We start from the raw sequence: 26051 nt of genomic DNA, 5'->3' as shown, positions 1-26051 counted from the left end.
GTTATATTGATTTCAACAGATAGGAACAAACGTTTGGAGGCGGGTATTTAATGAGATATTCAACTTATCAAAGTATTTATGAACCGATGAATTCGGAACTGGTGAAGTCTAACATAGGGAACTACAAGAAGGTTTTAGCGCGTTTCAAGATTTCTTCATGGATGTTAAAGATAGCCATTACCTCATTGATTATATTTATTGGATGCAGCACTGTTTTAACTGTATTTGCTGGCAATGAGAACGATGTTCTGCCTGGAGGAAAGATAGCTGTTTCACAAGGAGAAACATTATGGAGTATTTCTTTGGAACATAAACCGACGAATATGGATACACGTATATATATAGAAGCAATTAAGAAAGTGAATCAACTTCAAGCGACTTCCATCCAAGTGGGGCAAGTACTAACTCTACCGCAATTTGCAGAATAAAAGCACATCAATGAGTGTTAACGCGTGTCAGCTTGACAAGCTGCCTTTATCATGGCAAAGTTAATATGACTTTGTATTTTTGGAGGGGACAAGCTTGGATATAGATAGTCTGGTAGCACGCATTAACGAATTGGCTCGTAAGCAAAAGTCCACTGGATTGTCGGAGGAAGAACTTGCTGAACGTGCTGAGTTAAGAGAGATTTATTTGAGTAATATTCGTAGTAATTTCAGACAACAACTGGATACCATTGAGATTGTTGATGATGAGAATGACAAAGGCCACCAAGGCAAACTCAAACACTAACGAAACCTAATGATATCATTATGATATTTAGGTTTCTTCCTGTTATTTTGAGTGTGCAATTTATAGGGGGAAATGTTGGTTTACAGTTATGTAAGCCGATACAAAGACACATAAGGGGGATTCTCATGTCGCGTTCGTTCGAGAGAACGGTTAAGAAAAATTCCAAGCAGTTAAATCAGCAACGCAAAAAAAGTGGTCAACCAATCACAGGTACACCAGGTGAAGAAGTCTTTAAGGGACGCAGCCTTTTGTTCCCTATATTTTTGATCGGTCTCGCCTTTTTGTATCTGTTTATGAGCACGTTCCTTGTGCAAGCTCCGATGACAACCTGGGACTGGGTGACGATGTTGCTTTACGTATTTTTGGCAGTCATCTTCATGCTTCGTCGTCCATATATCAAGATTAGCAGTAATCGGATTATAACGACGAAGGGTAATCGTGAACGTTCAATCGGGGTTGAGGATATTGTCAAATTCAGAATTGAACCAGGCACAGTTGTTATCGAACATAAAAGTCGCGGGAAAAGATGGGTGTTCACCAAGTTATTGAACCGTTACGATACAGATGCGATTGCAGAACGTTTGCTGAAGTTTGCAAAAGCACACCAGATCACCGTGGAAACCGTCGAAAAGTAATTATTGCATAAAGGGGTAGATGATCGGAATGGCGTTAAAAGCGATTTTGTTCGACCTGGATGATACTTTATTGTGGGATGAGCGCAGTGTTCGAGAAGCATTTCATGAGACTTGTCTAATTGCAGCACAGGAGACTGGGGTCAAACCGGAAGATCTTGAAGAAGCTGTTCGTAACGAGGCACGTGCACTGTATGAATCTTATGAGACCTTTCCTTTTACCAAAATGATTGGAATCAATCCGTTTGAAGGCCTTTGGGCCAACTTTACTGGTGGGGACCAAGCTGAGTTCCGTCAGTTGGAACAACTAGCTCCAGTTTACCGTAAAGAATCCTGGCGTCGTGGCTTGTTGAAGTTGGGTATAGATCGGGAAGACCTTGCTGAACAACTGGCCGCGCAGTTTGGAGTAGAGCGGAGATCCAGACCTCATGTGTACGAAGAAACGATGGATACCTTGCGTCAGTTACAAGGGAAATACAAACTGTTGCTGTTAACGAACGGTTGTCCTGCTTTGCAACAAGAGAAGTTGGATGGTGTACCTGAATTGACTCCTTTCTTTGATGAGATTATTATCTCGGGTAACTTTGGAAAAGGAAAACCAGATCCCTCCATATTTGAGCATGCTTTGAGTAAACTGGGTGTTAAACCCGAAGAGAGCATGATGGTTGGGGACAAGTTGACTACTGATATTCGTGGTGCTCTTTCATCAGGCATCCAAGCCGTATGGATTAACCGTGAGCATAAGACCAACAATGAAACGTATGCGCCTGACCATGAAATAACGCATTTATCGGAATTAGATCAGCTTATTGCTAAGTTCTGAGCAGATCAGCTATAACATCTTTCCTCAGCACCCTGAAACATTGGAAGCTTCAATGAACGATGATATCGTTCTTGAAGTTACCAATGTTTTTTTATTTGAGCATATTGACTAAATAACCTTGTTAAATGAGATTTCCATATATTTTGCTAAAAGTTATTGAAATTAGGGGGAAGCTGGATTAGAATATAACTAACATACTAGTATGACTAGTATTTAGATTGTCCTAAGCAATTTCTTTTGACTTAATTCATTTGAATGGAAGCAGGAGTTGTTGCTAATTATTTTTGGTTTATTGTAAGCGCTTTATACACTTCGGAGACCTTCTTTCGATTTGGAGATCACACCAATTATCAAGTGCTAATTCATGAGGTGAAGCACCTTGGATTGTGTGGTTTTACATAACACATTAAAATGATATCGCTTACATTCAGCTGTTATCTATTTCGTAGTGGGGGTGAAGTTGAAGGATTGGTTGTCTTCTACAAAAAGAAGCGATGGGAATTGCCCATGAAACAGTCTATATCTATCAAGTTCTGGATTGGAGTGAAAACACATGGAGTCGGAAACCGCTAAAACAACGTTAACCATGACATCTTTACGTAAAGAAAGCAGATTACGAACGGCAGCAACCTTGTTCCGCAAAGACTGGCAGTTGTATTCACTATTAATCCTTCCCATCATCTATCTCCTTATTTTTAAATATGGGCCGATGATCGGTAATGTGATTGCGTTCAGACGCTTTGTTCCCGGGGGAAGTATATTTGGAGAAACGTGGGTTGGATTAAGATACTTCAAAATGTTCATTGAGGACCCTACCTTCTGGAGAGTATTCGGTAACACGCTGATGTTGGGCGGACTCGCGTTGCTCTTTACATTCCCGGTTCCAATCATTTTTGCCTTGATGCTTAACGAAGTGAAGAGTAAACGATTCAAAAAGTTTGTACAAACTGCGTCTTATCTGCCTCATTTTCTGTCCATCGTTATCGTAGCGGGTATGATCCTGCAGCTGACAGCAGTGAATGGTTCCATTAATGGACTTGTGGCATTCTTCACCGGAGACAATATTCCTTTTATGCAGCGGGCGGAGTGGTTCAGAACAATCTATATTACTTCCGAGGTATGGCAGGGTATGGGTTGGGGAGCGATTCTGTATCTGGCTGCACTCACTACTATTGATGATTCTTTGTATGAGGCTGCGCGTATTGATGGTGCCAATCGCTGGAAGCAAACGATTCATGTAACGATACCAGGGATCTTGCCAACGATTGTGACATTATTAATTTTGAACATGGGTAATTTCTTGGCTGTTGGATTTGAAAAGATCTTACTCTTGTACAACCCGCTGATCTATGAGACGTCTGATGTGATCTCCACTTACCTGTATCGGGTCGGACTGGAATCCAGTAACTTCAGTTATGCTACCGCAATTGGCTTGTTCGAATCGCTGATCGGTCTGATTCTGGTGTTCTCCGTTAATGCCATCTCACGCAGACTGACACAAAGAAGCTTATGGTAAAGGAGGAGCATCATGCAGGAATCCAGATCTTACAAGGTATTTAAAGTATTCAATGTTATCTTTCTGCTGTTCGTGGTATTTATAACGCTCTATCCATTCTTAAATGTCGTGGCACAATCCTTCAGTAGTGAGTCCTATATTAATTCGGGCAAGGTTAGTCTGTTCCCAAGAGGATTCAATGTGGAGACGTATAAGACCATCTCGCGTGACAGCATGTTCTGGACGAATTATAAAAATACGATTATCTACACCGTGGTAGGTACGTTAATCTCCATGTTCATGACGACTATTTTCGCATATGCCCTGTCCAAAAAGAGATTAATGGGTCGCAAGTTTCTGACAATGTTCGCCGTATTCACCATGTTCTTCAGTGGTGGATTGATTCCAAACTATGTGTTGATTAATTCCCTTGGGTTCAACAACACCATGTGGGCACTCGTTGTTCCTGGCGCAATTAGCATATACAACATGCTGATCATGAAATCATTTTTTGAAAATATGCCTGAAGAACTGGAGGAAGCTGCCTCCATTGATGGTTTGAACACCTACGGAATCTTGTTACGTATTATTTTGCCGCTGAGTAAAGCTGTTATGGCAACGATGGTACTGTTCTACGCAGTGGGCCATTGGAATTCCTGGTTCCCAGCCTTTCTGTATTTGGACAAAAAAGAACTGTTCCCGGTCACCATTTATCTGCGCAATATGATTGCAGGAGCGACAAGCGGGGCTACTGCCGGTGCAACCTCAGCTGATAACCTGACACAGATTGCTGCCAATATTAAGTCAGTAACGATGGTACTCACCATCTTGCCGATACTCACTATCTATCCATTTGTTCAAAGGTACTTTGTAACCGGTATCATGTTAGGGTCTGTTAAACAGTAATGCGCATCAGCTAGAGTGATTCACATGATTAACTTTTAGAGGTTGTTTAAAGTTTAAGGCAAGGTCAACCTAAACCAAATTCAGGGGGATAACCTAAATGAATCAAAAGCCACGTAAGTTTGTTGGTAAAATGGTGATGGCAACAATGATGAGCGTTGTTCTGGCAGCATGTAGCAGCGGTACTGGAGCTGGAGGTGACGTCACGGAAGTTCAAACCAAGGCAGCGATGGAGACGTACAATGTAGGTGACACATTCAAGGCAACTGAGCCGTTTAATCTATCCATACTATACAGTGATCATCCTATTTATCCTTATAAAAAAGACTGGTTACTTTTCGATAAAATTACCGAACTGACGGGTGTTACGCTTGAGCCAACGATTGTTCCCATGAGTGACTACTCTCAGAAGAGATCCCTTCTAATCAGTTCAGGCGATGCACCGCTGATTATTCCCAAAACCTATCCTGGTGAAGAATCTGCATTTGTATCTTCCGGTGCGGTCTTGCCCATTAGTGATTACATTGATTTGATGCCGAACTTCAAGGATAAAGTGGAAAAATGGGGTTTGGAAGATGAACTGGAAGGACTTCGGCAAGAAGATGGAAAGTACTATGTGCTCCCGGGTCTGCATGAAGAAGTATGGCCGGATTATACATTACTGGTAAGAACGGATGTTTTTGAAGAAAATAACATCGCCATCCCGACGACATGGGACGAATTGTATGATGCAGCCAAAAAGCTGAAAGAAATCTACCCGGATTCCATTCCATTTTCGGATGGATTTAAATTCAATAGTACATTGAACATCGCTGCTACCGGTTTTGGTACCAAGGCTGGATGGGGTTTTGGTAATGGATTGACGTATAAAGAAGATCAGGATGAATTCGTATACACGGCTACAACACCAGAATACAAAGAGCTGTTGACCTACTTTAACAAGTTGGTATCTGAAGGATTGCTGGACAAAGAAAGTTTTACACAGGATGACGATCAGGCAATACAGAAATTTGTATCCGGCAAATCTTTTATGATTAACGGCAATTCCCAAACGCTGGTGCTGCACCGAAATGATATGAACAAAACGTTGGGAGAGGGCAAATTCTCAGTTGAGAAGATTACAGTTCCTGGTGGACCAAAAGGCCAATTAATGTCAGGCTCCAGACTTGAAAACGGTGTCATGATATCCGGAAAAATTCAAAAAAGCGAAAACTTCAAAGCCATTATGCAATTTATTGATTGGTTATACTACAGTGATGAGGGTCAAGAGTTTGCCAAATGGGGTGTTGAAGGCGAAACATTTACCAAAGAGGGCGGAACACGTAAATTGGCAGAAGACGTGAACTACAATGGCTTGAATCCGAAAGGCACGAAGGATCTGCGTATTGACTTTGGCTTCTCAGGCGGTGTATTTGCCTACGGCGGTACCACAGATCTGCTGCAATCGATGTTTAGTGAAGAAGAGTTGAAATTCCAGCAAGACATGAAGGATATCAAGGAAGTGATCCCGGCAGAACCACCGATTCCTTACTCTTCAGAGGACCGTGAACGGGTGACTCTTCTGAGTACGCCATTGAAAGACTACTCTGATCAGAATACACTTAAATTTATCTTGGGTGAACGGAACTTGTCTGAATTCGATACTTTTGCCAAAGAACTTGACAGTCAGGGTCTATCCAATTATCTGAAGCTGGCAAATGACACGTACAAAGCGTACAAAGAAAATAAGCAATAACATAGTTAATGTTGGCCAGATTACCGTTTCACTCCGATATATAAGTGGAACGGTAATTTGTGCTAAGATAAATGAATACGGCTGATAGAAAGAGGTCTAGGCATGTCACTTAATCAAAAAATTAGAGGCTCGACCCGGGCATATTCATATAACCTGTTAAAAGAACGAATTCTCCATCTGGAACTTAAGCCAGGTACCAAGATTTCGGAGAAAGAGATTGCAGATGAACTGCAGGTGAGCAGAACCCCCGTGAGAGAAGCATTCATGAAGCTTGCTGAAGAAGAACTGCTGGACATTATTCCCCAGAGTGGAACGATCGTCTCTCATATTAATCTGGAGCATGTGGAAGAAGGCAGGTTTATGCGGGAGAAGATGGAGAAGGAAATCGTGACGTTGGCTTGTGTTTCTTTTCCTGAAGAGTTCAGATTTCGACTTGAAACCAACATTGCAATGCAGGAAGTTTGTATAGGAAAAAACAATTTCTATCGTCTTTTTGAGCTGGATGAAGAGTTTCATCAGATTTTGTTCCAGGGCACGGGTAAGCTGAGAACATGGAAAATGTTGCAACAACTGAATATTCCGTTTAATCGGTTGCGTTTGTTACGTCTAGCGGAGGACTCCAATCTGGAGGTCATTATCTCCCAACACAAAGATATATATCGGCTTATCACAGAGCGTAAAACGGAACAGGCTGTTCAGGTGATGGAAGCTCATCTTAGACTGGTTGTGATTGAACAGGAATCGATAAAAGCGAAATACCCGCATTATTTTATATAATGCACCGATGTTGTATAATACTCTCCATATGCATATGCGAAAACCCCTGTTCAATTGAACAGGGGTTTTGGTTAAGCAAGTTGTAACACGAGAGTGTTAGGCTTGTTTGATAAATGTAGGATCAGGGTACGGATCTGCAATCCAGCCATCTTTTTCGATGAACAGACGTACAGCGATAATTTGTTTGTTCTCCATTAAGGTGAAGAAGTGCGGTGTATTCTCAGGTACAGAGATGACGTCTCCAGGAGACAATTCTACATTAAAGTAACCTACATCATCCGTAGCTTTGATAACAAAGATTCCTTTACCAGCGACAATCGCACGGATCTCATCTTCAGCGTGGGTGTGGATCTCTTCGAACTTGGCCAGCTTTTCTTCGATATCTGGTGTTTGTTCGGACAACGTGATGACATCCCAGATTTGGTATCCGCGACGTGCAGCCAGATCTCTGATTTCATAATCGTATGTTTCCAAAACCTCGGTTTTCTGTTCATCTGTTAATCCAAAGTTATTTTGCAGATCAGTGTTCAGTTTGGAGGCGTCCCACTTCTCATATAATACTTCGTATTTGTTCAAAAAATTTCGAACATTTTCGTCACCAGTGATGCGTTCGTTCGTATTTCGGATAACAATTTCAGCCATGTTCTTTCCCTCTTTTCCACTTGGTTTAATTGAAGTATATCGGATTGCTCTGTTTTTGTCGATTCTCAAATTCCGTTCATATTCGTGCAAACCCGCCATCTTTCGGGAGCAAACCCGATCTTTCACATTAAGTTAGTTTCTGTTAAACTAAGATTTAACGTTTTGCGGGGGTGAAGATATTGGATAAGATTAGTCTACACGATGCATTAAAACAACGAATATTAATCCTCGACGGTGCAATGGGGACCATGATTCAACAAGTTGATCTGACTGGCGAAGATTTTGGCGGTGAAGATTTGGATGGATGTAATGAAATGTTAGTGCTTACTCGTCCAGAACTGATCCAGCGCATTCATGAAGAATATCTGGAGGCTGGCGCCGATTTAATTGAAACCAATACATTTGGTGCGACATCGGTCGTGCTTGCTGAATACGATATTCAGGATCGGGCACGCGAGATCAACCTGGAAGCAGCCAGAATTGCGAAAGCTGCGGTTGATCGTTTCTCTACACCGGAATCTCCACGTTATGTGGTAGGTGCGATGGGACCTACAACCAAAACACTGTCTGTAACTGGAGGAGTAACGTTCCAGGAACTTATCGACAGTTATTTGGAGCAAGCGCTTGCTTTAATAGAGGGAGGCGTTGATGCGCTACTGCTTGAAACCTCACAGGATACCCTCAATGTAAAAGCAGGCAGCATTGGAATTCAGCAGGCCTTCGAACAGAGTGGCGTTACACTGCCCCTGATGATATCAGGAACGATCGAACCGATGGGAACGACCCTTGCGGGTCAGAACATCGAATCCTTTTATATATCCTTAGAACACCTTAACCCAATTTCGGTAGGGCTAAACTGCGCTACGGGTCCGGAGTTCATGCGTGACCACATTCGTTCGCTTTCTGGAATGGCATCGGTTGCCGTTAGTTGTTACCCGAACGCGGGTCTTCCGGATGAGAACGGTAACTACCATGAGTCACCAGACTCGCTTGCTCAGAAAATTGGTGCTTTTGCCGAACAGGGCTGGTTGAATATTGCTGGTGGATGTTGCGGGACAACCCCTGCACATATTCGGGCTATGCGCGATACACTTGCCCAGTACCCCCCAAGAGAAATGAACGGAACACATCCACCAGCATTGTCAGGTATAGAACCGATTTACATCGAACAAGACAATCGCCCATATATGGTCGGAGAACGTACGAACGTGCTGGGATCACGGAAATTCAAACGACTCATTGTAGAAGGCAAATATGAAGAAGCTTCGGAAATTGCCCGTGCTCAAGTGAAAAATGGAGCCCACATTGTCGATGTGTGTGTACAAGACCCAGACCGTGAAGAGTCCGAAGACATGGTGAAGTTCCTTGAGCTGGTTGTAAAAAAAGTAAAGGTTCCGCTCATGATCGACACGACAGATGCTTCAGTAATCGATTTGGCTCTTCAGTACTCGCAAGGTAAAGCGATAATTAACTCCATTAACCTTGAGGATGGCGAAGAGAAATTTGAGCTGATCACGCCGTTGCTCCATAAATATGGTGGTGCGGTTGTTGTCGGAACGATTGATGAACGGGGGCAGGCGATTAGTCGGGAGGACAAGCTCGACGTAGCCAAGCGCTCTTATGATCTGCTGGTGAACAAATATGGACTCAAACCAGAAGACCTCATTTTCGATACGTTGGTGTTCCCGGTAGGTACAGGAGATGAACAGTACATCGGTTCAGCCAAAGAAACCATTGAAGGTATAAGAGTGATCAAGGAAGCGATGCCTGAATGTCATACGATACTCGGGATCAGTAACATTTCATTCGGACTGCCTGAAGCAGGCCGTGAAGTGCTGAACTCTGTATTCTTGTATGAATGTACCAAAGCAGGTCTCGATTATGCCATCGTGAACACAGAGAAACTGGAGCGTTATGCGTCCATTCCTGAAGAAGAACGCAGGCTCTCGGAAGAGCTTTTATATAACACGAACGATGATACACTGGCGGCATTCGTAGCGGCATTCCGTAACAAGAAGGTGGAGAAGAAGGAAAAAATCTCGAACCTTTCATTAGAAGAGCGTCTCGCTTCATATGTTGTCGAAGGAAGCAAAGAAGGATTACTGCCAGATCTCGAACAGGCACTGGCCAAATACACAGCACTTCAAGTGATTAACGGTCCACTTATGCGGGGGATGGAGGAAGTAGGTCGTCTCTTTAACAACAATGAGTTGATTGTAGCTGAGGTGTTGCAGAGTGCGGAGGTTATGAAGGCTTCTGTAGCATATCTGGAGCAATTCATGGAGAAGAATGAGACTTCGGTTAAAGGCAAGATCATTCTGGCTACAGTTAAGGGCGATGTGCATGACATCGGGAAGAACCTGGTAGAGATCATCCTGTCCAATAACGGTTACCGGATCATTAATTTGGGTATAAAAGTACCACCAGAACGTATCATTGAGGCTTACCGAGAAGAGAAAGTCGATGCAATCGGCCTCTCGGGGTTATTGGTAAAATCAGCCCAGCAGATGATTCTTACCGCTCAGGATTTACGAACAGCAGGTATTGATGTACCTATTATGGTTGGCGGAGCGGCGCTAACACGTAAATTCACCAAAAACCGTATCCGTCCTGAGTATAATGGAATGGTTGTATATGCCAAAGACGCGATGGATGGTCTGGATCTGGCGAACAAATTGATGAATCCCGTTACACGGGAAGCGATGCAACTGGAGATGGAAGCCGAGAAAGAAGCGGATGCTTCAGGTGCTGTAGCTGTTCAGGCACTTCCAGAGCTTACACGAGTGGAGCGTTCGGATATTGCTGTAGATAATCCGGTTCTTGTACCGCCGGATCTGGAGCGACATACGATGCGCAACTATCCGTTATCACATATTCTGCCATACGTGAACATGCAGATGCTGCTTGGACATCATTTAGGGTTGCGCGGTTCAGTTGAACAACTGCTTGCTTCAGGTGATAAAAAGGCTACCGACCTGAAAGCAGTCGTGGATGATATCATGCAAGAGGCTGTTCGTGACGGGATTATTCAGGCGCATGCCATGTATCGTTTCTTCCCGGCTCAGTCCAGTGGTAACAGCATCATTATTTATGATCCAAAGGACACGAGCAATATTTTGCATACATTTACGTTCCCACGTCAAAAAGTCGAGCCGTTCCTGTGCCTGTCCGACTTCCTGAAACCTGTTGAATCCGGTCAAATGGATTACGTTGGCTTTATGGTTGTTACTGCCGGACACGGTGTGCGTGAACTATCCACGGCGTGGAAAGATCAAGGGGATTATCTTCGCTCGCATGCTCTTCAATCCGTAGCGCTCGAAGTAGCAGAGGGATTAGCTGAGCGTGTGCATCATATGATGAGAGATATCTGGGGGTTCCCAGATTCTGCCCAGATGACCATGAAGCAGCGTCACGGTGCACGCTATCAAGGGATCAGGGTATCCTTTGGATATCCGGCTTGTCCGGATCTGGAAGACCAAGGACCGCTGTTCAAGTTGTTACAGCCTGAGGATATCGGTGTGGAATTGACGGAAGGTTTCATGATGGAACCTGAAGCATCCGTATCAGCGATGGTATTCAGCCATCCGCAAGCGAAGTATTTTAACGTAGAAAAGGCATAAATCAGTTGAGTGTCAGGCAAAGCCCTCCGCATTGTCGGAGGTTTTTTGCTGGCAACAGAAAGAGGTGCGATCCAGAATGGAACTATATTTCCTGGGAACTAATGCTGGTGTACCTACGCTTCAACGGAATGTAACTTCCATTGGGCTACGCATGTTGGATGAGCGCAGAGCTTTGTGGTTGTTTGACTGCGGGGAAGGAACGCAGCATCAGATTTTAAGTTCTCCGCTTAAACTAAGCAAATTGGAGAAAATATTCATTACTCACCTGCATGGTGATCATGTATTTGGACTTCCGGGACTGCTTTCGAGCAGAGCTTACCAAGGTGGCACAACACCATTAACGGTATATGGTCCTCCAGGTATGGAACGAATGATCAGTACAACCATGGAGCTTAGCCAATCACGGGTCAACTATGAGTTGAATATCGTGGAACATACGGGTGGCGTCCTGTTTGAAGATGACAGTTTTATCGTGGAAGCTGCTTTGCTTGAGCATCGGATTGACAGCTACGGATACCGGATTACGGAAAAAGATCGTCCAGGAAGCCTGGACCCAGCCAAACTGGCGGAATACGGTTTGAAACCAGGCCCATTGTTCGGGCGGCTGAAACGTGGAGAAACCATTACGCTGGATAACGGTGATTCGCTTCGTCCAGAAGATGTATTGGGCGCGCCAAAACGGGGCATGGTGATCACCATATTGGGTGATACACGTCCATGTGACAATGTACAGCCTCTTTCCATCAATGCAGATGTACTTGTGCATGAAGCTACATTCATGCATGATCTGGCCGATACAGCACATGAGTACTATCATAGTACTTCAAAACAAGCGGCAGAAGCGGCTAGAGCAGCCAATGTTGGGCAACTAATCATGACTCACTTTAGCTCACGTTACAAGGATGAGGATCAACTGCTGCCACTTTTGGAAGAGGCACAGTCCGTATTCCCGAATACTAGGCTTGCAAACGAACACCAGCTTATTCCTGTCGTGCATCGCAAGCAAGAATCTTAACCAGGAATGCGATTCAGTGCACGGCTAAACACGTCATATAAAGAACCGGGTAATTGCACGGGACTGAGGGAGAGGAACTCCCGCGGTCCCTTTTGCAATCTGGTCAGAAAGCGTGTAGGATGGGCAATATGAAGAGGGAAATGATTCAAATTATTTTCCGGGAAAGCGCAGGAAATGACAAGCTTGTACAGAAGACGCGCGAGTTAAACCGTCTGTGTTCGATTCGGTTCGACTTGTTACATGCACATGTCAGCAAGCCATTATTTTTTGCCTGAATACATAGGTTCGCGGTCAAGTTCAAGGTAAATGATTAAGGACATGAAACGTTAATGGAATAAAGAAAGGAAGTGCTGTGTGTGATTAAGGCCTATCTGATTGACTTGGATGGTACGCTCTATCATGGCAGACATCGTATCGAAGGAGCCGATCAGCTTATTCGAACACTGCAAGAGCTAGGAAAGCCGTATTTATTCGTAACCAATAATTCTTCTCGCACACCACAAGGTGTGGCAGATCATCTGAACGGGATGGGCATACCTGCCGATGCGTCTCAAGTGTGTACTTCTGCTGTGGCTGCTGCTGAATACGTTGCCGAAGAGTCCCCGGGTGCAAAAGTGGCATGTATTGGTGAAGCAGGACTGCTGCAAGCCATAGAAGAAGCTGGACTAAAGTTGACAGAAGATGCACCTGATTACGTGATACAGGGGATTGATCGTGAATTTTCCTATTCTAAACTGACCAAGGCGCTAAGGTGGATTAATGCGGGATCAAAATTCATCATGACCAACCCGGATCTGCAGCTTCCTTCCGATGATGGACTGACGCCTGGGGCGGGAACGATTGGAGCAGCAATTGAAGCCGCAACCGGAGTTCGTCCTACAGTTATAGGCAAGCCATCCAGTGTTATAATGAAGTCAGCTATTAGCCGGCTGAACCTGGCGTCTCATGAAGTGGCAGTGATCGGAGACAATATGCGAACCGATATTGCAGCTGGAGTTGCAGCAGGATGTGAGACGTTGCTGGTACTTACCGGTGTGACAACACGGGATAATATGGATGGACACATTCAAGCAGCCAAGGCTCGACCTGATCATGTGTTTGAAGATTTGCATAAATTGATGGAGTGGCTGTCGCAAGAGACAGACCAAACTTCCAAAAAGGGGTAATGTACGATGCCGGAACTGCCGGAAATGGAAAATTACCGGACCTTGTTGTCCGAGAAAATACTTGATCTACCGATTACAGGTGTTGTAATTAACCGCGATAAAACGATAAATACGGAGCCTGATGTGTTCTTCAATGAACTTACAGGCAATCGCATCATATTTGTTGAGCGCCGAGCGAAGCATTTGATTTTCCACCTGGCTAATGGCAAACGTCTGGTGCTGCACCTCATGTTGGGTGGTATGATTTTCTGGGGCACGGAAGAGGAACGCCCCGATCGTTCCACACAGGTGGAAATCCAGTTTGGAGATCACATTTTATTCTTTATTGGCCTGCGCTTGGGGTATTTACATCTACTTACTTCAAAAGAAACCGAAGCGGCAATGTCCGATCTAGGACCGGAACCTTTGGATCGACGGATGAACGTGGAACGTTTTGCTTCTCTGTTGAAAGGTCGTCGGGGTACACTCAAGACAACGTTGGTTAATCAGCATATCATAGCAGGGATTGGCAACTGTTATTCGGATGAGATTGCGTTTGCTGCGGGTCTGAGACCAAGCTCCAAAACGCAGAACATCGCAACTTCACCTGAACTGACGGAGCGCTTGTTCCATTCGATGCAGTCCGTGTTGCGCGAAGCAGCTTCTGAAGGTGGTTATATGGAAATGCCACTGATGCAAGGGGATACGAAGACCGGAAGCTTCGACGAGCAATGTCGAGTGTACGATCGGGAAGGCGAGACTTGTCCGCGCTGCGGGGGAACGATTGAACGAGTGGAAATTACGGGCAAGAAGGCATTCTTCTGTCCGAAATGTCAGCATGATGCCTAACACCGGAATCGGGGCACATGTCAGCACGAGAGGTGGATTTCTTCAGGCAGCCAAGAGAGCACATGCGATGGGGGCAACGGCGTTTCAGTATTTTCCGAAGAACCCGCGTAGTCTTGGTCTGAAGAGTCTGGATCTCAAGGATGCTGAACAGTGCAGGGATTGGTGTGAACAGCATGGACTGGCTTCGATTGCTCATTCACCCTATCCTACGAATCCGGCATTGGGCATGACCCGTGGAGAGGCGGGGTTTCATGCTGCAATAGCTTCTATTCGCAATGATCTTGAAATTTCGAATGCTTGCGGTTCTGTTGGGACGGTGGTCCATTTTGGACATATCAAAACAGACGATCCGCTGGAGGGTTATCAGAACCTCATTCATTGTCTGGATACCGCCTTGGAGAATTGGAGTGGTCATTCGAAGGTGCTGCTTGAGAATCAGGCAGGTGATCATGGCCCCATGGGCACGACAATGGAAGAAATGATACAGATTCGCAAATTGAGCCGATATCCGGAGCATATTGCATTTTGTTTTGACACATGCCATGCTTTTGCTTCAGGTATGTGGTCGTCAGGCAACGAATCAGAGATGCTCGATAAAGGCAGGGTGCTCGGATACTGGGATGATGTTGCTGCTGTACATTTTAATGATTCCAAATATGCGTCTGGTTCGTGTAAGGATAGACATGCGAGGATCGGACAGGGATATATCGGAAATGAATCACTGAAAACATTAATAAATGCGCCTGAATTCCAAAAGGCGGTTGTTGTGCTCGAGACAGAAACGGGCGAAGATGGAACGCACCGTGATGATATAGCGCTCATGCGTTCCTGGTTATAATGGGGAGAGGAGCGATTGTATGCATGTTTTTTTGGATGACTATCGGGCATGTCCGAAAGGATTTGTTCTGGCAACGAATGCAGAAGAGTGCCTGATGCTGCTAAGAGAAGGTGACGTGGACATTTTGTCTCTGGATTATGAGCTTGGTCCGGACTCGCCGAATGGCGGTGAGGTTGCGGCATCCATTGTTCGAGAAGGTTTATTTCCGCGTGAAATCTATTTGCATACGTCCAGTATGTTTGGGAAACGCCAGATGTACGAGATGTTATATAGCAATAAACCCGATTCGGTAACCATTCATAATGGTCCAATGACGGGCGAGGTTATGCTGCGTGTTGCTGCGGGAGAAGAAAGTTAATGAAGCCAATTACATCCAAAATGTTAATGCGCGGCGTATGGGAAGGCATGCCACAAGCTGTGTTTATATACACCCCTTTATGTGGGACATGTTCGGCTGCACGGCGTATGTTAGAGGTTGTTGAGCACATGCTGCCAGAAGGTATTTTATCCGAAATGAACATCCATGACATTCCTGAACTTGTACAACAATTTCAAATTTCAAGCGTACCAGCCGTGATGTTGTTTGACGGCCAGCAAGATGTTCCAAAGATGGTTTATCGGATGAGCTCTGTGGAGCATTTACTCTCGGAGATCCGGAAAGCGGTGCTTAAATGAGTATAATCTCAATGGAACATGTCTCACTTAGACGAGAAGAGAATCAAATTCTGGATAACGTGCATCTGCGCATTGAACAAAACGAACATTGGGTTATTCTGGGTCGGAATGGTTCTGGCAAAACAACGTTGCTGGAAATGATGAACGGATATATGTTTCCAAGCCAGGGACGCATTGAAGTACTCGGTAATCTGTATGGGCAATGTGACGTCAGGGAAGTACGTAAGGAAATCGGTTATATCAGCCAAACGTTGATTGAGAAACTCACACCCAGAGATCCGGTATGGGAAGTCGTGGCTACAGGAGCTTATGCTTTTTTGCGTTTTTATCAGACCATTCCTGATGAAGTAAAAGCAAAGGCAATGAGTTTGCTAGATGACATGGGCTTTGCCAACTTGGCCAACAACCCGCTTGGTACGTTATCCCAAGGGGAACGTAAAAAAGTCATGCTTGCTCGTTCATTAATGGCTGAACCAAAACTGCTGATTATGGATGAGCCTTGTGCCGGGCTAGACTTATATGAACGGGAGAAAATGCTGGCTGAGATTGATCGTCTGCGCCAGCGTAACATTACAGTGGTGTATGTAACACACCATGTTGAAGAGATCGTCCCTTTATTTACGCATGTGGCCTTGATCCGCGATGGACGCATTGCGGCGGCTGGCCCCAAGCATGAAGTTTTGACACAAGACACAATTAAGCATACGTACGATGTCCCGGTCGATATCCAGTGGGATGACGGTCGTCCGTGGATACGCGTACGTTCTGGAGGGTAACACAATTTGAGTACACAATCGTCTTGGGAAGAAGGCAACTTCTCCCGTTTTATCTGCACAGCCAATCATGGCTTTGCCCCTTATGCACAGGAAGAATTACGCCGTACGTTTGGTGCGGTTAAGAGCACAGTACTCGTACCGGGAGAAATTTTGCTTGCGGGTCTGCCTGTAGCGGAGGAAGAAGTTGCAGGTAAACTGCTGGAAGATTATCCAACGTTTTTACGTCATATCCAGCCTGTTCAGTTTCAGGAGAATACAGAAGATTCGGAGCAGTCTATTGAGAAATTGATTGCATTTGTGTTGAATCATAAAGAGCTGACGGGTGCTTCTGTCGTACTACAGGTGCGGAAGACAGAAGGGGCCTTTTGGCAAGAAAATGCAGCCTCATTGAAGCAATTGCTGACTGAAAAGCTGGATGAACTCGGATGTGAATGGGTTGTACGTGATGCTGAATATGTCATTTCCGTATTTGCTGCGAATGATATGTTGTATGCTGGCGTATCCAGACCTGAACAGAACCTGTCAGACTGGAGCGGGGGAGCCGTACGTTTCCAAAAAGAAGATGGACAGATTTCGCGTGCCAAGTTCAAATTGCTCGAAGCCGAGCAAACGTTTGGCATTGACTTTACTTCATTTCATAAAGCACTTGATATCGGTGCAGCACCAGGTGGATGGACCTCGTTCCTGCTTGAACGCGGGCTTGAAGTCACGGCAGTAGATCCGGCGAAGATGGATGCAACGCTGCTGGCATCACCAAAACTGACTTTCTTGAAGAAAAATGCTGGGGATGTACGCTTTCGCGAAGGAGAATTCGATCTGCTCGTATGTGATATGAGTTGGAGTCCCAAGCTGATGAGCCGACTTGTATCAGACCTTCTATATAGTCTTCAACCTGGGGGAACAGCGATTGTTACCGTGAAGTTATTGCATAAAAAACCGCTCGCACTCATTAAGGATGTTATCGATACGTTTGAGCGTTCACGGATGCAGATTCAACGTTCCAAGCAGTTGTTCCATAACCGTGAAGAGATTACACTCTATATGGTCAAATATTAAGAGATAAAATCAATTTCATAACTCACTAAAAATGGATTTATGTAACTAGATCTAGACATATTGAACCGTTTTGATCTAAATCTAGCCTTGATTAAGCAGCTAAAGGTATTATGAAATTGATTCGATTAAGCACATTAAATTTTGTGCTTTACAATCTATTCCTGCCTGTACTATAATGATACCAATATTAACCATAACAAACCTAAGGGAAAGCATCCCGAAGCGAACGAAACCGGATATCCGGTCTGTTCTTCTTCGGTGAAGTTTTCCCTTTTTTGTTGTGTATTGAAGGGGGAATTGGTATGAGACATCCGGCCAGGCTGGAACGCGGAAGCCTGCTGGGAGGTAGATATCGTATCGTATCCATTCTGGGAACAGGCGGAATGAGCCATGTATACGAGGCGGAGGATTTGAAGCTGCCGGGCAAGATATGGGCAATTAAAGAAAGCGTAACGGCTATGCCGTATGAAGGCAGCATGGAGACAGAGGCCGCTCTCCTGACATCACTCCGCCATCCAAGATTACCGCAAATTGTTGATTTTTTTGTCCCGGATGAAGATGGGTACACGTACTTGGTGATGGAATACATCGAAGGGTTAACGCTCAGTGAGTATTTCAAGCAGTGCCGCGGGAAAATTCCGATGGAGCAGTTAACGGAGCTGGTGCTTCAATTGCTGGATGTGTTGAGTTATCTGCATAGTCTGAATCCACCTGTCATCTATAGGGATCTGAAACCATCCAATATCATGATCACCCCCGAACATGAAGTAAGATTAATCGATTTTGGCATCGCCAGAAGTTACAAACCGCAAAGTGCCGAAGATACTGTCAAGTTGGGAACAGCTGGTTTCGCCGCTCCAGAACAGTATGGCTCGGGCCAGACCGATGCCCGTTCGGATCTATATGGACTCGGAGCATTGCTGCTATATCTTATGACTAGTGGGTCGTATACGGAATGGATTCAAGGTGTAGAAAGCTCTATTCGGAGTGATGTTCCGCGGACGTACATCCCTGTGGCGAGAAGACTGTTAAGGTATAATGCCGAGGAGCGTTTCCAATCTGCGGATGAGGTGAGGAAGGAACTGCTCCGCATACCCGGTGGAATAACGCCTGTTGGAGATGCGACCATGACCCTGAATGGCGGAACAAGAGTTATTGCCATAACTGGTGCTTCATCTGGTGTAGGGGTTACCCACACCGCTATAGCTATCAGTCATTATCTCGAAAGGCAAAACTTTAAAGTGGCTGTGATTGAAATGTCACCTCGCTCTCAATCCTTTGCAAGAATCCAACAAATCGCTCAAGCCGGTAAACCGGTGCCGGTAGGCAGACAGTTTGCAGTAGATGGTGTGCATTATTGGAAACAATCCGGGCGAGCAGATATTTTGTCTTTGCTTGGGGGGAGCTATCAATTCATCGTGATGGACCTCGGTAGTGGTCAGGACCAGAACCGGCTGGAAGAATTTCTGCGTGCAGATCTGCCGATTGTTATAGGCTCAGGTGCCGAATGGAGACAGGCGGAAATCGGCGCCTTTGTTCGATCACATCATCGGTATCCACAAGAGAAATGGATATATTGTCTGCCCCTAGCAGCAACTGAAGCAGTTCAGCGCATTCGTAAAACTCTGGATACATCGAGTGTATATGGTCTGCCGTTGCATATTGACCCTTTTGACAAGGACGCACAGATGGATAAAGTGTTTTCTCATATTTTAACGCATATGATGACACAGCAGCCCAAGAAACGTTCGTTCTTTTCAAGAAGGAAAGTTCATGATTAGACGAGATTACGAAAGGAGAGCCTCTTTTGTCTAAATTAAGAAAACAAAGCCGTAAACTGATCTATGCCGGGCTTATCGGAGCAGGCGCTGTAGGGTTGGTGTTCGGAGGATATGTTATTTATAATGTCAAAACGATGGGTGATGTCAGGTCAGCTGTAGAAGCCCGTTATCTATCGGCATTTGAGGAAAAGGAAGCTGAATTAAAGCAACAATGGGATTCTGGAGCACAAGGATGGGTCACGATTCGGGATATTGAAGCAGGTGAACCGATATTACCAGAGGATCTGAAGCTCATTTCTGTTCCGGATGCACAAGCACCGCGAAATCTCTGGTCCAGTACCAAGCAGATGGAAGGGCAAGTAGCCAAAATAGAGTTGAAAAAAGGAACAGCCATTACTACCGAGATGGTGTATGAGGATACACCGGCTCCGCCTGATTTAAGAAATCGAGAGCTGCAAGTTGTATTGCTGCCGTCCTCACTTGTTAAGGGAGATATTATTGATGTTCGTATCCAGTTCCCGACAGGGCAGGATTATGTTCTCTTATCGAAGAAAAAAGTGGAACGGCTCAATGCAGCTACCTTATGGATTACGATGACGGAGGAAGAAATTTTGTCACTCTCCAGTGCAATTGTAGATGCCTATTTACATAAAGCTTCAATCTATGCCTTAACCTATGTAGAACCACAGTTTCAGACACCTGCAATCGCGACGTATCCAGCCAATTCAGAAGTGTTAAAACTGCTGGAGAGTGATCCGAATATTGTTCGACGAGCGGAACAGGAATTATCCAGACAGGTACGAAGTTCGCTTGAAAGTTCACTAGCCGCCTCCGTGACAGCTCCATCAAAAGGTGTTGAACAGGATGTGGCACAATCTTCAGTTACCTATAACAGTCGTCCATCAGCAAATAATCCGGCTACATCGGATGCAGTGAAGTGGAATGATGGTTCAGGAAACGGAGCAGGAACTAATTCTGGAAGTGCTAATGATCCTGCTGAAGTTTTACAAACAGAACAGCAGAGCTTGCTAACGGGCGGAGAATAGAGACCAATACGAGTGTTCAGTTTAAGATAATTCAGATAACAAGGAGATTAAGAGAAAGAAGGGAGTTATAACATCTATGCATACATGGATCTTTGCGGGTTTATGTGAGAAGAATGATCTGATGCTATATCTTTGCAAGATATTGGCTTCGACAGGTAACAAGGTCTTGCTCGTAGATGGAACCTTACAACAGAAGTATGGCTACGGTGTAGGTGACAGTCAGCAGTCTTTGCGAATTACGGAATTTGAAGGATTTGATATTGCTTGTCATTTTGTCACTTCAGCAGCTGTAGAGAATCATCTTGAAGTAAATGGAGAGCGATTGGACAGTTATGACTATGTGTTATATGACATGGAGACCTCACATTTTGCTTCACGTAACCTTTGGCTAAGCGCTGATGTAAGAGTCTGGGTGAGTGATTATGAGCGTTACAATCTGGAACGTGGCAAGGGCTGGTTGAAGCGGTTGCTTGAAGAACAGTCGTTGCCTGGTGAGCTGTCATTTCAGAGGCTCTTAATTAACGGGGTTGACTGCAAGCTTGAAGCTCGTTATCTGTGGGCATATCTTGAGGGCAGTCCGTTTGTGTGGACAGGAGAATCCTTAGTGCTTCCGTGGGATGAGTTAACAGCGGCAGTTAAGCTTGAAAATGAGCATCATCGCCGAGTTCATCTTGGACCTTTGTCACGAAATTACAAAAAGTCGTTGTGTCGTGTGGTTGAGCAGTTAACAGGTTGGGAAAGTGTTCGTAGTCGTCGTGCAATGAAAGAAGCAGAGAGGATGAGAGCATGAGCACTATTACCTTTTGGAGCCCTTTTGCGGGAACAGGTTGCACTTCAAGCACATTAATTAGTGCCTATGCGATGGGACTTCACTACAGAACAAGGGTGTTACTTGTTAATGCAGGCCTTGCCGGAACTGGCACAGAAGCTGCTCTACCATCCAAAGATACGGATTCAGCAGATTGTATGTTCTCCTTCGAAGAGGGTGGCTGGGATGCGATTGAACGGCTGCATTCGAGCGGAAGTCTGAATAAACACAATCTCAGGGATTATACCAAGCCGCTTTTGAAGGAAAGACTTGATTTCCTAACTGGAAGAATTGATGAGATGGAACGTTCCCCGCAGGAACATGGTGAGACTGTGAAAAGGCTGCTGAACGTAGCTAACGAGTATTATGATCTGGTTCTTCTGGATGCGGATCATGCTGATGTCGATTTGCAGCTCAAGCTGCAACAAGCGGACTATGTTGTCATTAATCTCGATCAAAATATGCGAAATCTGGAGTTGTTCTTTGAAGAGATCCTGCCAGCACGTATGAACAATAAGAATATGCATGTTGTCATTAACAAATACGATTCGCATTCCCGTGCAACGCTTTCCAATATTCGGCGCCAGTTCAGATACAAAGGCACGATATCTGCGATACCGTACACAACCGGATATCTGGATGCAATGAATCGGCGAGATGTCGCAAGGTACTTACAATTGGAAAGTTTGACTGAGGATAAAGATATTCGTAAAGGGAGCTTTGCTGCAAGCATGAGTGAACTCGCTCGCCTGATTATGGACGGTGCAGGTATGCGCACTGTTCTGAAGAGGCTGGAAAGGGGAGCCTGAACCTCCGATGCTCTGGAATACCATATGGATAAGTTTAATTTTGATTCTGTGCCTGACTTATATCTGGTTCAAGTATAGAACGTTTCTTCGTGAAAAGAATGCTCGTGTTCCTGAACAGGAATCATTCACGATTGACATGTTGATTGAGAAGGTGAAGAACTCACTTCATGAGCTTAGTCATAGTCAGCTCGCGGATGCAGGTCTGCACGAAGAAGAATATCGTCGAAGAATCAATCAACGTGCCGAGATGAGAAAAGCGCTGAAGGGCTGTGTCTCAGGCAGTATCAGCGACAAAACATATGTCAAAAATCTGATAGGGGATCTTCTGACCCGAAGCATAGGACTGAACAAATCGAATGTAGATGAAGTTATTTTGTTTGCAGAACCAGATTTGTTGACGATCCAGGACCGATTCGAAATTGTGTTTTATCTGTACCGACAGCAATTCGGTGTGGATGCACTCTCGCGATTGATTGATACCTACGATCTGGGAAGGCTGAGAATGGAGGAAGGTACGGAGGACGGAGGGAGTTATTATATTTCCGAGGAAGACATTCACTATGTTTTCGAGTGCGAATATCGAGAGCTTGGATTCAGAGAAAAGATAGATATCATCGTGCAGCGTATCTACCAACATTACAAAGGATTTTCGGTTGTTGATGAGATAAGAGACCAACGTATTGACGGCGTTAGTGGTGGTGTCAGCGGTATGTTGGATACTGTTCATATTATTGGATTTCAGAAACCGGCATCATGGAATGATCTGTTGGAGCATGGACTTGAGGATGAAACACATGAAGAACCGCTAAGTGGGATGGAAAGTGTATGGGTATTCTATAAAGGTAAGTCCATACATCTGTCCTTTCTGTCATTCGGCAGCATCCGTGAACTGAAAAGGGTGTGCCAGAACATATACAAATACAATTATCCGGGACAGTTGTCTGAAGCAAGTGGATACAAGGTGAACGAGATGAAAGACGGTTCCCGTGTCGTGGTGGTTCGTCCTCCGTTTGCAGAATCATGGGCGTTCTTCGTTAGGAAGTTCGATATCCCGAATGCTTCACTTGAACAGTTGATTACGGGTAACAACGCAGATCTGCCAATTACATTACTTCAATATTTGATGAAAGGAAGTCGGATCACAGCTGTAACTGGAGCACAGGGTTCTGGTAAAACGACGCTGCTTATGGCTATGGTCAAACACATCTATGCATCGTACACCCTTCGGGTGCAGGAGATGGCGTTCGAACTTCAATTAAGACGGATCTATAGCCGACGTAATATTTTGAGTTTCCGAGAGACTGAACACATTTCAGGTCAACAAGGGCTTGATTTGCAGAAAAAAACGGATGGTACCGTCAATATTCTTGGTGAGGTTGCCAGTGATGAAGTGGCCGCATGGATGATTCAAATGTCTCAGGTTGCCAGTCTGTTCACCCTGTTTACCCACCATGCCAAAACGTTTCGTGATCTGGTCTTCTCTCTCCGTAATTCCTTGCTCAAGACAGGTATGTTCCAGCATGAGCATATTGCTGAGGAGCAAGTTGTGAGTGTCATCAATTTCGATGTTCATATGAAGAAAGATGCTGAGGGACGAAGATATATTGAGCGTATTACGGAATGTCTTCCTCGTGCGAATCAAGGTGACAGCGTGGAAGAGAGGGCTGGTTTTACATTTCGTAATGTTGTGGAGTACAGAAATGGAGAGTATGTTGCAACAGCTCCAATCTCTTCAGGATGCATGATGGATATGCGAGAACAGATGACATTACAGGATGCCGAGAAGTTTGAACAGTTTATGAAGCAACACTGGGGTGATCAGCATGACAATTAAATGGATTCTGCTCCTCGTATTAAGTATTTGTGCAGGAGGGTTGCTGATCACACTTCTGGTTTTAAGTATGTTACGTCACAGAGGAGGTGGTCCAACAAGTCAATCCGGCGGTATTCTAACTTCCGGGAGGAAGGGATTCAAGGGACTGGGATCAATCTTGTTGCAGTCCTACCGCTTTGGAATGAAAGTCCCACTGTTATCAGCCTATATTCTACAAGTACAGAAGCGTATTTCATTTCGACATGTAGGGGATGAGCCCTCACTTCGAAGACTGACGATGACAGTGGTTCTCGTTATCTTGGGAGGTTATGGAGGCATGAGTGTCATTCTGTTTTTTCTGCAGCCGGGTATCGCTTTTGTAATATTGTCCGTGCTCTGTGCTGTGGTGCTAAACAGTCTGGTATTGGATATGTGTCTCAGTCGTATGGAGAAAAGGTTGCTGGTTCAGATGTTGGATCTCTTTGCAGATGTAAGGCATCGGTATCATCAGCATGGCATGGTTGAAGAAGCGCTATATGAAGCCGCTGAAGCAGGTACAGGAGAAGCGGCAGAACAAGTAAGACTGATCTACGAAGCTCTAACTTCTCCAGATCCGAATGAAGCACTTGAACGTTATTATGAAGTGGCTCCCAACCGTTTTCTCAAAGGATTTGCCGGCGTTTCCTATATGGTCATGGAGTTTGGGGATAAGGACAGAGCACAAGGCTCTATTTATCTTAAAGGACTGAGTAACCTGACTCAGGAGATTCATCTGGAGATTTTGCGGCGTGATAAATTGGATTACCTGCTCAAAGGACTTAATATCATCGCGCTAGCTCCGGTATTGTTCACTGCTCCAATCGAACGGTGGGCAAGAGTCAGTTTCCCAACGATGGATGAATTTTATCGCAGCAAAATCGGTTTTGTTACCAAAATATCAATTTATGTCATCATCATTCTTGCTTATTTGCTTCTGCAAAGGCTCCAACAATACGATGAAACTCGATACCGGTCAGGACATAAGCATTCATGGTTGGATCAGTTTCTGTACAGGCAGACCTTCATACGAAAATTGGCGATGCTGTTTGCAGCGAAACCTGGCAGTGCACAGTATAGTCAAACGATACGGCTAATGAGGGAGAGCAGCTCAGAGTTGAAATACGAATGGCTTGCCATTCGTCGAGTGACGTTATTCGCAGGTTGTTTGGTCCTTACAATGGGTTGTATCTTGCTGTTGCACCAGGTTGAACGGAACCACATCTTGTATGATCCGATCCGGGATGATCGAATGTTTGGTGCAATGGCTGAAGCCGATCTCAGGAAAGCTGAGGAAAAAACAGCATTGGATCAATCCGTGCTGGAAAGTGTAGAAATGAACCGAGGAGCTACATACGAAGAAGTCTCCAACGTGTTACAGCAGTTATCTCCCGTTCAGTTGGACCATGATGCCCGGGCTGAGACGATCGCGCGCATTATGCAGAAACTAGAGGTATATAACAAACAATATGTACGCTGGTGGGAAATGATTATAGCAATTGTCATGGGTGTAGCAGGGTATTACATGCCCGTATGGCTCATGTTATTTCAGCGAAAAATGCGAAGGTTGGATATGCGACATGAAATCTATCAATTCCAGACAGTGATATCCATTCTGCGTGAGATGGACCGGATGTCAGTCGAGGAGATATTGGAATGGCTCAATCGATTTGCCGTCATTTTCAAGCGTCCGCTGCAAAAATGTTTGTTGCATTTTGAACACGGGCCAGAGCTTGCACTTGAACAATTAAAGGAAGAGGCGGGCTTGCCCGAGTTCCAGCGATTGGTTGATAAATTGCAGCTTGCTCTTGGCAAAATCTCAATATGTGAAGCCTTCGATGATCTTGAGAGCATGATGGCATTCTATTTTGAACAACGCAAGCAAGAGTACAGCAAGATGATTGATGTCAAAGCATCATGGGGGCGAACCATCGGATTTACACCCATGTATACCCTAATCTTTTTGTATCTGGTCATACCATTGGTTGGTATGAGCTTCTTGCAGATGAACATTTATTATGAACAAATTCAGAAACTGTAGCACA

Annotated in this window: 25 protein-coding genes; 24 read left to right on the top strand and 1 reads right to left on the bottom strand. The window is 44.8% G+C overall.

Translation table 11 applies throughout. The annotated features are described in order from the left end of the window. Window positions 1-50 precede the first annotated feature (50 nt). The 8 genes from AB4111_RS12960 (at window position 51) to AB4111_RS12925 (ending at window position 7097) form a co-directional block, all read left to right on the top strand. A complete protein-coding gene (locus tag AB4111_RS12960; protein WP_442031938.1) occupies window positions 51-428 on the top strand; it encodes a LysM peptidoglycan-binding domain-containing protein in 378 nt (125 codons plus the stop codon). 94 nt (window positions 429-522) lie between these two features. Continuing rightward, a complete protein-coding gene (locus tag AB4111_RS12955; RefSeq protein ID WP_017688036.1) occupies window positions 523-732 on the top strand; it encodes a DUF896 domain-containing protein in 210 nt (69 codons plus the stop codon). A 125-nt stretch (window positions 733-857) separates the two neighbouring features. After that, on the top strand, window positions 858-1367 hold the full coding sequence (locus tag AB4111_RS12950; protein WP_253437254.1) for a hypothetical protein: 510 nt from the start codon (window positions 858-860) through the stop codon (window positions 1365-1367). 28 nt (window positions 1368-1395) lie between these two features. Beyond that, window positions 1396-2187 carry an HAD family hydrolase gene (locus AB4111_RS12945; RefSeq protein WP_442031937.1) on the top strand — a complete coding sequence of 264 codons (792 nt, stop codon included), beginning with the start codon at window positions 1396-1398 and terminating at the stop codon, window positions 2185-2187. Window positions 2188-2773: 586 nt separating this feature from the next. After that, window positions 2774-3703: an ABC transporter permease gene (locus tag AB4111_RS12940; RefSeq protein WP_371129062.1), complete on the top strand. Its 930-nt coding sequence runs from the start codon at window positions 2774-2776 to the stop codon at window positions 3701-3703. A 12-nt stretch (window positions 3704-3715) separates the two neighbouring features. Further along, on the top strand, window positions 3716-4588 hold the full coding sequence (locus tag AB4111_RS12935; protein WP_091020710.1) for a carbohydrate ABC transporter permease: 873 nt from the start codon (window positions 3716-3718) through the stop codon (window positions 4586-4588). Window positions 4589-4685: 97 nt separating this feature from the next. After that, window positions 4686-6320, top strand: coding sequence for an ABC transporter substrate-binding protein (locus tag AB4111_RS12930; RefSeq protein ID WP_442031936.1), 1635 nt, complete (start codon window positions 4686-4688; stop codon window positions 6318-6320). A gap of 102 nt (window positions 6321-6422) precedes the next feature. Next, entirely contained in the window at window positions 6423-7097 is a 675-nt protein-coding gene (locus AB4111_RS12925) for a GntR family transcriptional regulator (RefSeq protein WP_442031935.1), read from the top strand. A 96-nt stretch (window positions 7098-7193) separates the two neighbouring features. On the opposite strand, the gene AB4111_RS12920 is transcribed toward AB4111_RS12925, so the two are convergent. Beyond that, window positions 7194-7739 (bottom strand): cupin domain-containing protein, encoded by a 546-nt coding sequence (locus AB4111_RS12920; RefSeq protein ID WP_047843398.1) that lies wholly within the window; start codon window positions 7737-7739, stop codon window positions 7194-7196. 179 nt (window positions 7740-7918) lie between these two features. On the opposite strand from AB4111_RS12920, the gene metH reads away from it, so the two are divergent. The 16 genes from metH (at window position 7919) to AB4111_RS12840 (ending at window position 26047) form a co-directional block, all read left to right on the top strand. After that, on the top strand, window positions 7919-11359 hold the full coding sequence (gene metH / locus AB4111_RS12915) for a methionine synthase (protein ID WP_253437241.1): 3441 nt from the start codon (window positions 7919-7921) through the stop codon (window positions 11357-11359). A 76-nt stretch (window positions 11360-11435) separates the two neighbouring features. Then, window positions 11436-12374: a ribonuclease Z gene (rnz, locus tag AB4111_RS12910; protein ID WP_442031934.1), complete on the top strand. Its 939-nt coding sequence runs from the start codon at window positions 11436-11438 to the stop codon at window positions 12372-12374. 128 nt (window positions 12375-12502) lie between these two features. After that, window positions 12503-12649 (top strand): hypothetical protein, encoded by a 147-nt coding sequence (locus AB4111_RS12905; RefSeq protein ID WP_442031933.1) that lies wholly within the window; start codon window positions 12503-12505, stop codon window positions 12647-12649. Window positions 12650-12730: 81 nt separating this feature from the next. Beyond that, window positions 12731-13540 carry a TIGR01457 family HAD-type hydrolase gene (locus AB4111_RS12900; RefSeq protein WP_442031932.1) on the top strand — a complete coding sequence of 270 codons (810 nt, stop codon included), beginning with the start codon at window positions 12731-12733 and terminating at the stop codon, window positions 13538-13540. A gap of 6 nt (window positions 13541-13546) precedes the next feature. Beyond that, window positions 13547-14368, top strand: coding sequence for an Fpg/Nei family DNA glycosylase (locus AB4111_RS12895; protein ID WP_442031931.1), 822 nt, complete (start codon window positions 13547-13549; stop codon window positions 14366-14368). Continuing rightward, window positions 14358-15206, top strand: coding sequence for a deoxyribonuclease IV (locus AB4111_RS12890; protein WP_442032762.1), 849 nt, complete (start codon window positions 14358-14360; stop codon window positions 15204-15206). The genes AB4111_RS12895 and AB4111_RS12890 overlap by 11 nt, the downstream gene beginning before the upstream one ends. Window positions 15207-15225: 19 nt before the next feature. Further along, window positions 15226-15564, top strand: coding sequence for a cyclic-phosphate processing receiver domain-containing protein (locus AB4111_RS12885; RefSeq protein ID WP_017688046.1), 339 nt, complete (start codon window positions 15226-15228; stop codon window positions 15562-15564). Then, complete coding sequence (locus tag AB4111_RS12880) at window positions 15564-15881, top strand: thioredoxin family protein (protein WP_253437230.1); 318 nt, start codon at window positions 15564-15566, stop codon at window positions 15879-15881. The genes AB4111_RS12885 and AB4111_RS12880 overlap by 1 nt, the downstream gene beginning before the upstream one ends. 2 nt (window positions 15882-15883) lie before the next feature. Next, on the top strand, window positions 15884-16657 hold the full coding sequence (locus AB4111_RS12875) for an ABC transporter ATP-binding protein (RefSeq protein ID WP_253442638.1): 774 nt from the start codon (window positions 15884-15886) through the stop codon (window positions 16655-16657). Between the two features lie 6 nt (window positions 16658-16663). Further along, entirely contained in the window at window positions 16664-17713 is a 1050-nt protein-coding gene (locus tag AB4111_RS12870; protein ID WP_442031930.1) for an SAM-dependent methyltransferase, read from the top strand. Window positions 17714-18015: 302 nt separating this feature from the next. Beyond that, window positions 18016-19494 carry a serine/threonine protein kinase gene (locus AB4111_RS12865; protein WP_442031929.1) on the top strand — a complete coding sequence of 493 codons (1479 nt, stop codon included), beginning with the start codon at window positions 18016-18018 and terminating at the stop codon, window positions 19492-19494. Between the two features lie 26 nt (window positions 19495-19520). Further along, the gene (locus AB4111_RS12860; protein WP_442031928.1) at window positions 19521-20540 is read left to right on the top strand and encodes an SAF domain-containing protein; all 1020 of its coding nucleotides are present in this window, start codon (window positions 19521-19523) and stop codon (window positions 20538-20540) included. A 76-nt stretch (window positions 20541-20616) separates the two neighbouring features. Further along, a complete protein-coding gene (locus tag AB4111_RS12855; protein ID WP_442031927.1) occupies window positions 20617-21330 on the top strand; it encodes a hypothetical protein in 714 nt (237 codons plus the stop codon). Then, window positions 21327-22157, top strand: a complete 831-nt coding sequence (locus AB4111_RS12850; RefSeq protein ID WP_442031926.1) for a hypothetical protein — start codon at window positions 21327-21329, stop codon at window positions 22155-22157. The genes AB4111_RS12855 and AB4111_RS12850 overlap by 4 nt, the downstream gene beginning before the upstream one ends. Before the next feature lie 7 nt (window positions 22158-22164). After that, complete coding sequence (locus tag AB4111_RS12845; RefSeq protein WP_442031925.1) at window positions 22165-23991, top strand: pilus assembly protein CpaF; 1827 nt, start codon at window positions 22165-22167, stop codon at window positions 23989-23991. Continuing rightward, complete coding sequence (locus AB4111_RS12840) at window positions 23981-26047, top strand: hypothetical protein (protein WP_442031924.1); 2067 nt, start codon at window positions 23981-23983, stop codon at window positions 26045-26047. The genes AB4111_RS12845 and AB4111_RS12840 overlap by 11 nt, the downstream gene beginning before the upstream one ends. Window positions 26048-26051: the final 4 nt, after the last annotated feature.

The organism is Paenibacillus sp. 2KB_22 (genome assembly GCF_052115745.1).
Classification (GTDB): Bacteria; Bacillota; Bacilli; order Paenibacillales; family Paenibacillaceae; genus Paenibacillus.
Note: the sequence above shows the minus strand (reverse complement) of the source record. Positions and strands in the feature narration are given on the sequence as shown.

What these genes read in the sequence shown, in the direction of transcription:
- AB4111_RS12890 (WP_442032762.1), top strand. Translation starts at nt 14,358, where the DNA reads ATGATGCCTAACACCGGAATCGGGGCACATGTCAGCACGAGAGGTGGA.
- AB4111_RS12940 (WP_371129062.1), top strand. Translation starts at nt 2,774, where the DNA reads ATGACATCTTTACGTAAAGAAAGCAGATTACGAACGGCAGCAACCTTG.
- AB4111_RS12905 (WP_442031933.1), top strand. Translation starts at nt 12,503, where the DNA reads ATGAAGAGGGAAATGATTCAAATTATTTTCCGGGAAAGCGCAGGAAAT.
- AB4111_RS12925 (WP_442031935.1), top strand. Translation starts at nt 6,423, where the DNA reads ATGTCACTTAATCAAAAAATTAGAGGCTCGACCCGGGCATATTCATAT.
- AB4111_RS12895 (WP_442031931.1), top strand. Translation starts at nt 13,547, where the DNA reads ATGCCGGAACTGCCGGAAATGGAAAATTACCGGACCTTGTTGTCCGAG.
- AB4111_RS12950 (WP_253437254.1), top strand. Translation starts at nt 858, where the DNA reads ATGTCGCGTTCGTTCGAGAGAACGGTTAAGAAAAATTCCAAGCAGTTA.
- AB4111_RS12930 (WP_442031936.1), top strand. Translation starts at nt 4,686, where the DNA reads ATGAATCAAAAGCCACGTAAGTTTGTTGGTAAAATGGTGATGGCAACA.
- AB4111_RS12845 (WP_442031925.1), top strand. Translation starts at nt 22,165, where the DNA reads ATGCTCTGGAATACCATATGGATAAGTTTAATTTTGATTCTGTGCCTG.
- AB4111_RS12840 (WP_442031924.1), top strand. Translation starts at nt 23,981, where the DNA reads ATGACAATTAAATGGATTCTGCTCCTCGTATTAAGTATTTGTGCAGGA.
- AB4111_RS12935 (WP_091020710.1), top strand. Translation starts at nt 3,716, where the DNA reads ATGCAGGAATCCAGATCTTACAAGGTATTTAAAGTATTCAATGTTATC.
- AB4111_RS12880 (WP_253437230.1), top strand. Translation starts at nt 15,564, where the DNA reads ATGAAGCCAATTACATCCAAAATGTTAATGCGCGGCGTATGGGAAGGC.
- AB4111_RS12865 (WP_442031929.1), top strand. Translation starts at nt 18,016, where the DNA reads ATGAGACATCCGGCCAGGCTGGAACGCGGAAGCCTGCTGGGAGGTAGA.
- AB4111_RS12920 (WP_047843398.1), bottom strand. Translation starts at nt 7,739, where the DNA reads ATGGCTGAAATTGTTATCCGAAATACGAACGAACGCATCACTGGTGAC.
- AB4111_RS12945 (WP_442031937.1), top strand. Translation starts at nt 1,396, where the DNA reads ATGGCGTTAAAAGCGATTTTGTTCGACCTGGATGATACTTTATTGTGG.
- AB4111_RS12850 (WP_442031926.1), top strand. Translation starts at nt 21,327, where the DNA reads ATGAGCACTATTACCTTTTGGAGCCCTTTTGCGGGAACAGGTTGCACT.
- AB4111_RS12960 (WP_442031938.1), top strand. Translation starts at nt 51, where the DNA reads ATGAGATATTCAACTTATCAAAGTATTTATGAACCGATGAATTCGGAA.
- AB4111_RS12855 (WP_442031927.1), top strand. Translation starts at nt 20,617, where the DNA reads ATGCATACATGGATCTTTGCGGGTTTATGTGAGAAGAATGATCTGATG.
- AB4111_RS12885 (WP_017688046.1), top strand. Translation starts at nt 15,226, where the DNA reads ATGCATGTTTTTTTGGATGACTATCGGGCATGTCCGAAAGGATTTGTT.
- rnz (WP_442031934.1), top strand. Translation starts at nt 11,436, where the DNA reads ATGGAACTATATTTCCTGGGAACTAATGCTGGTGTACCTACGCTTCAA.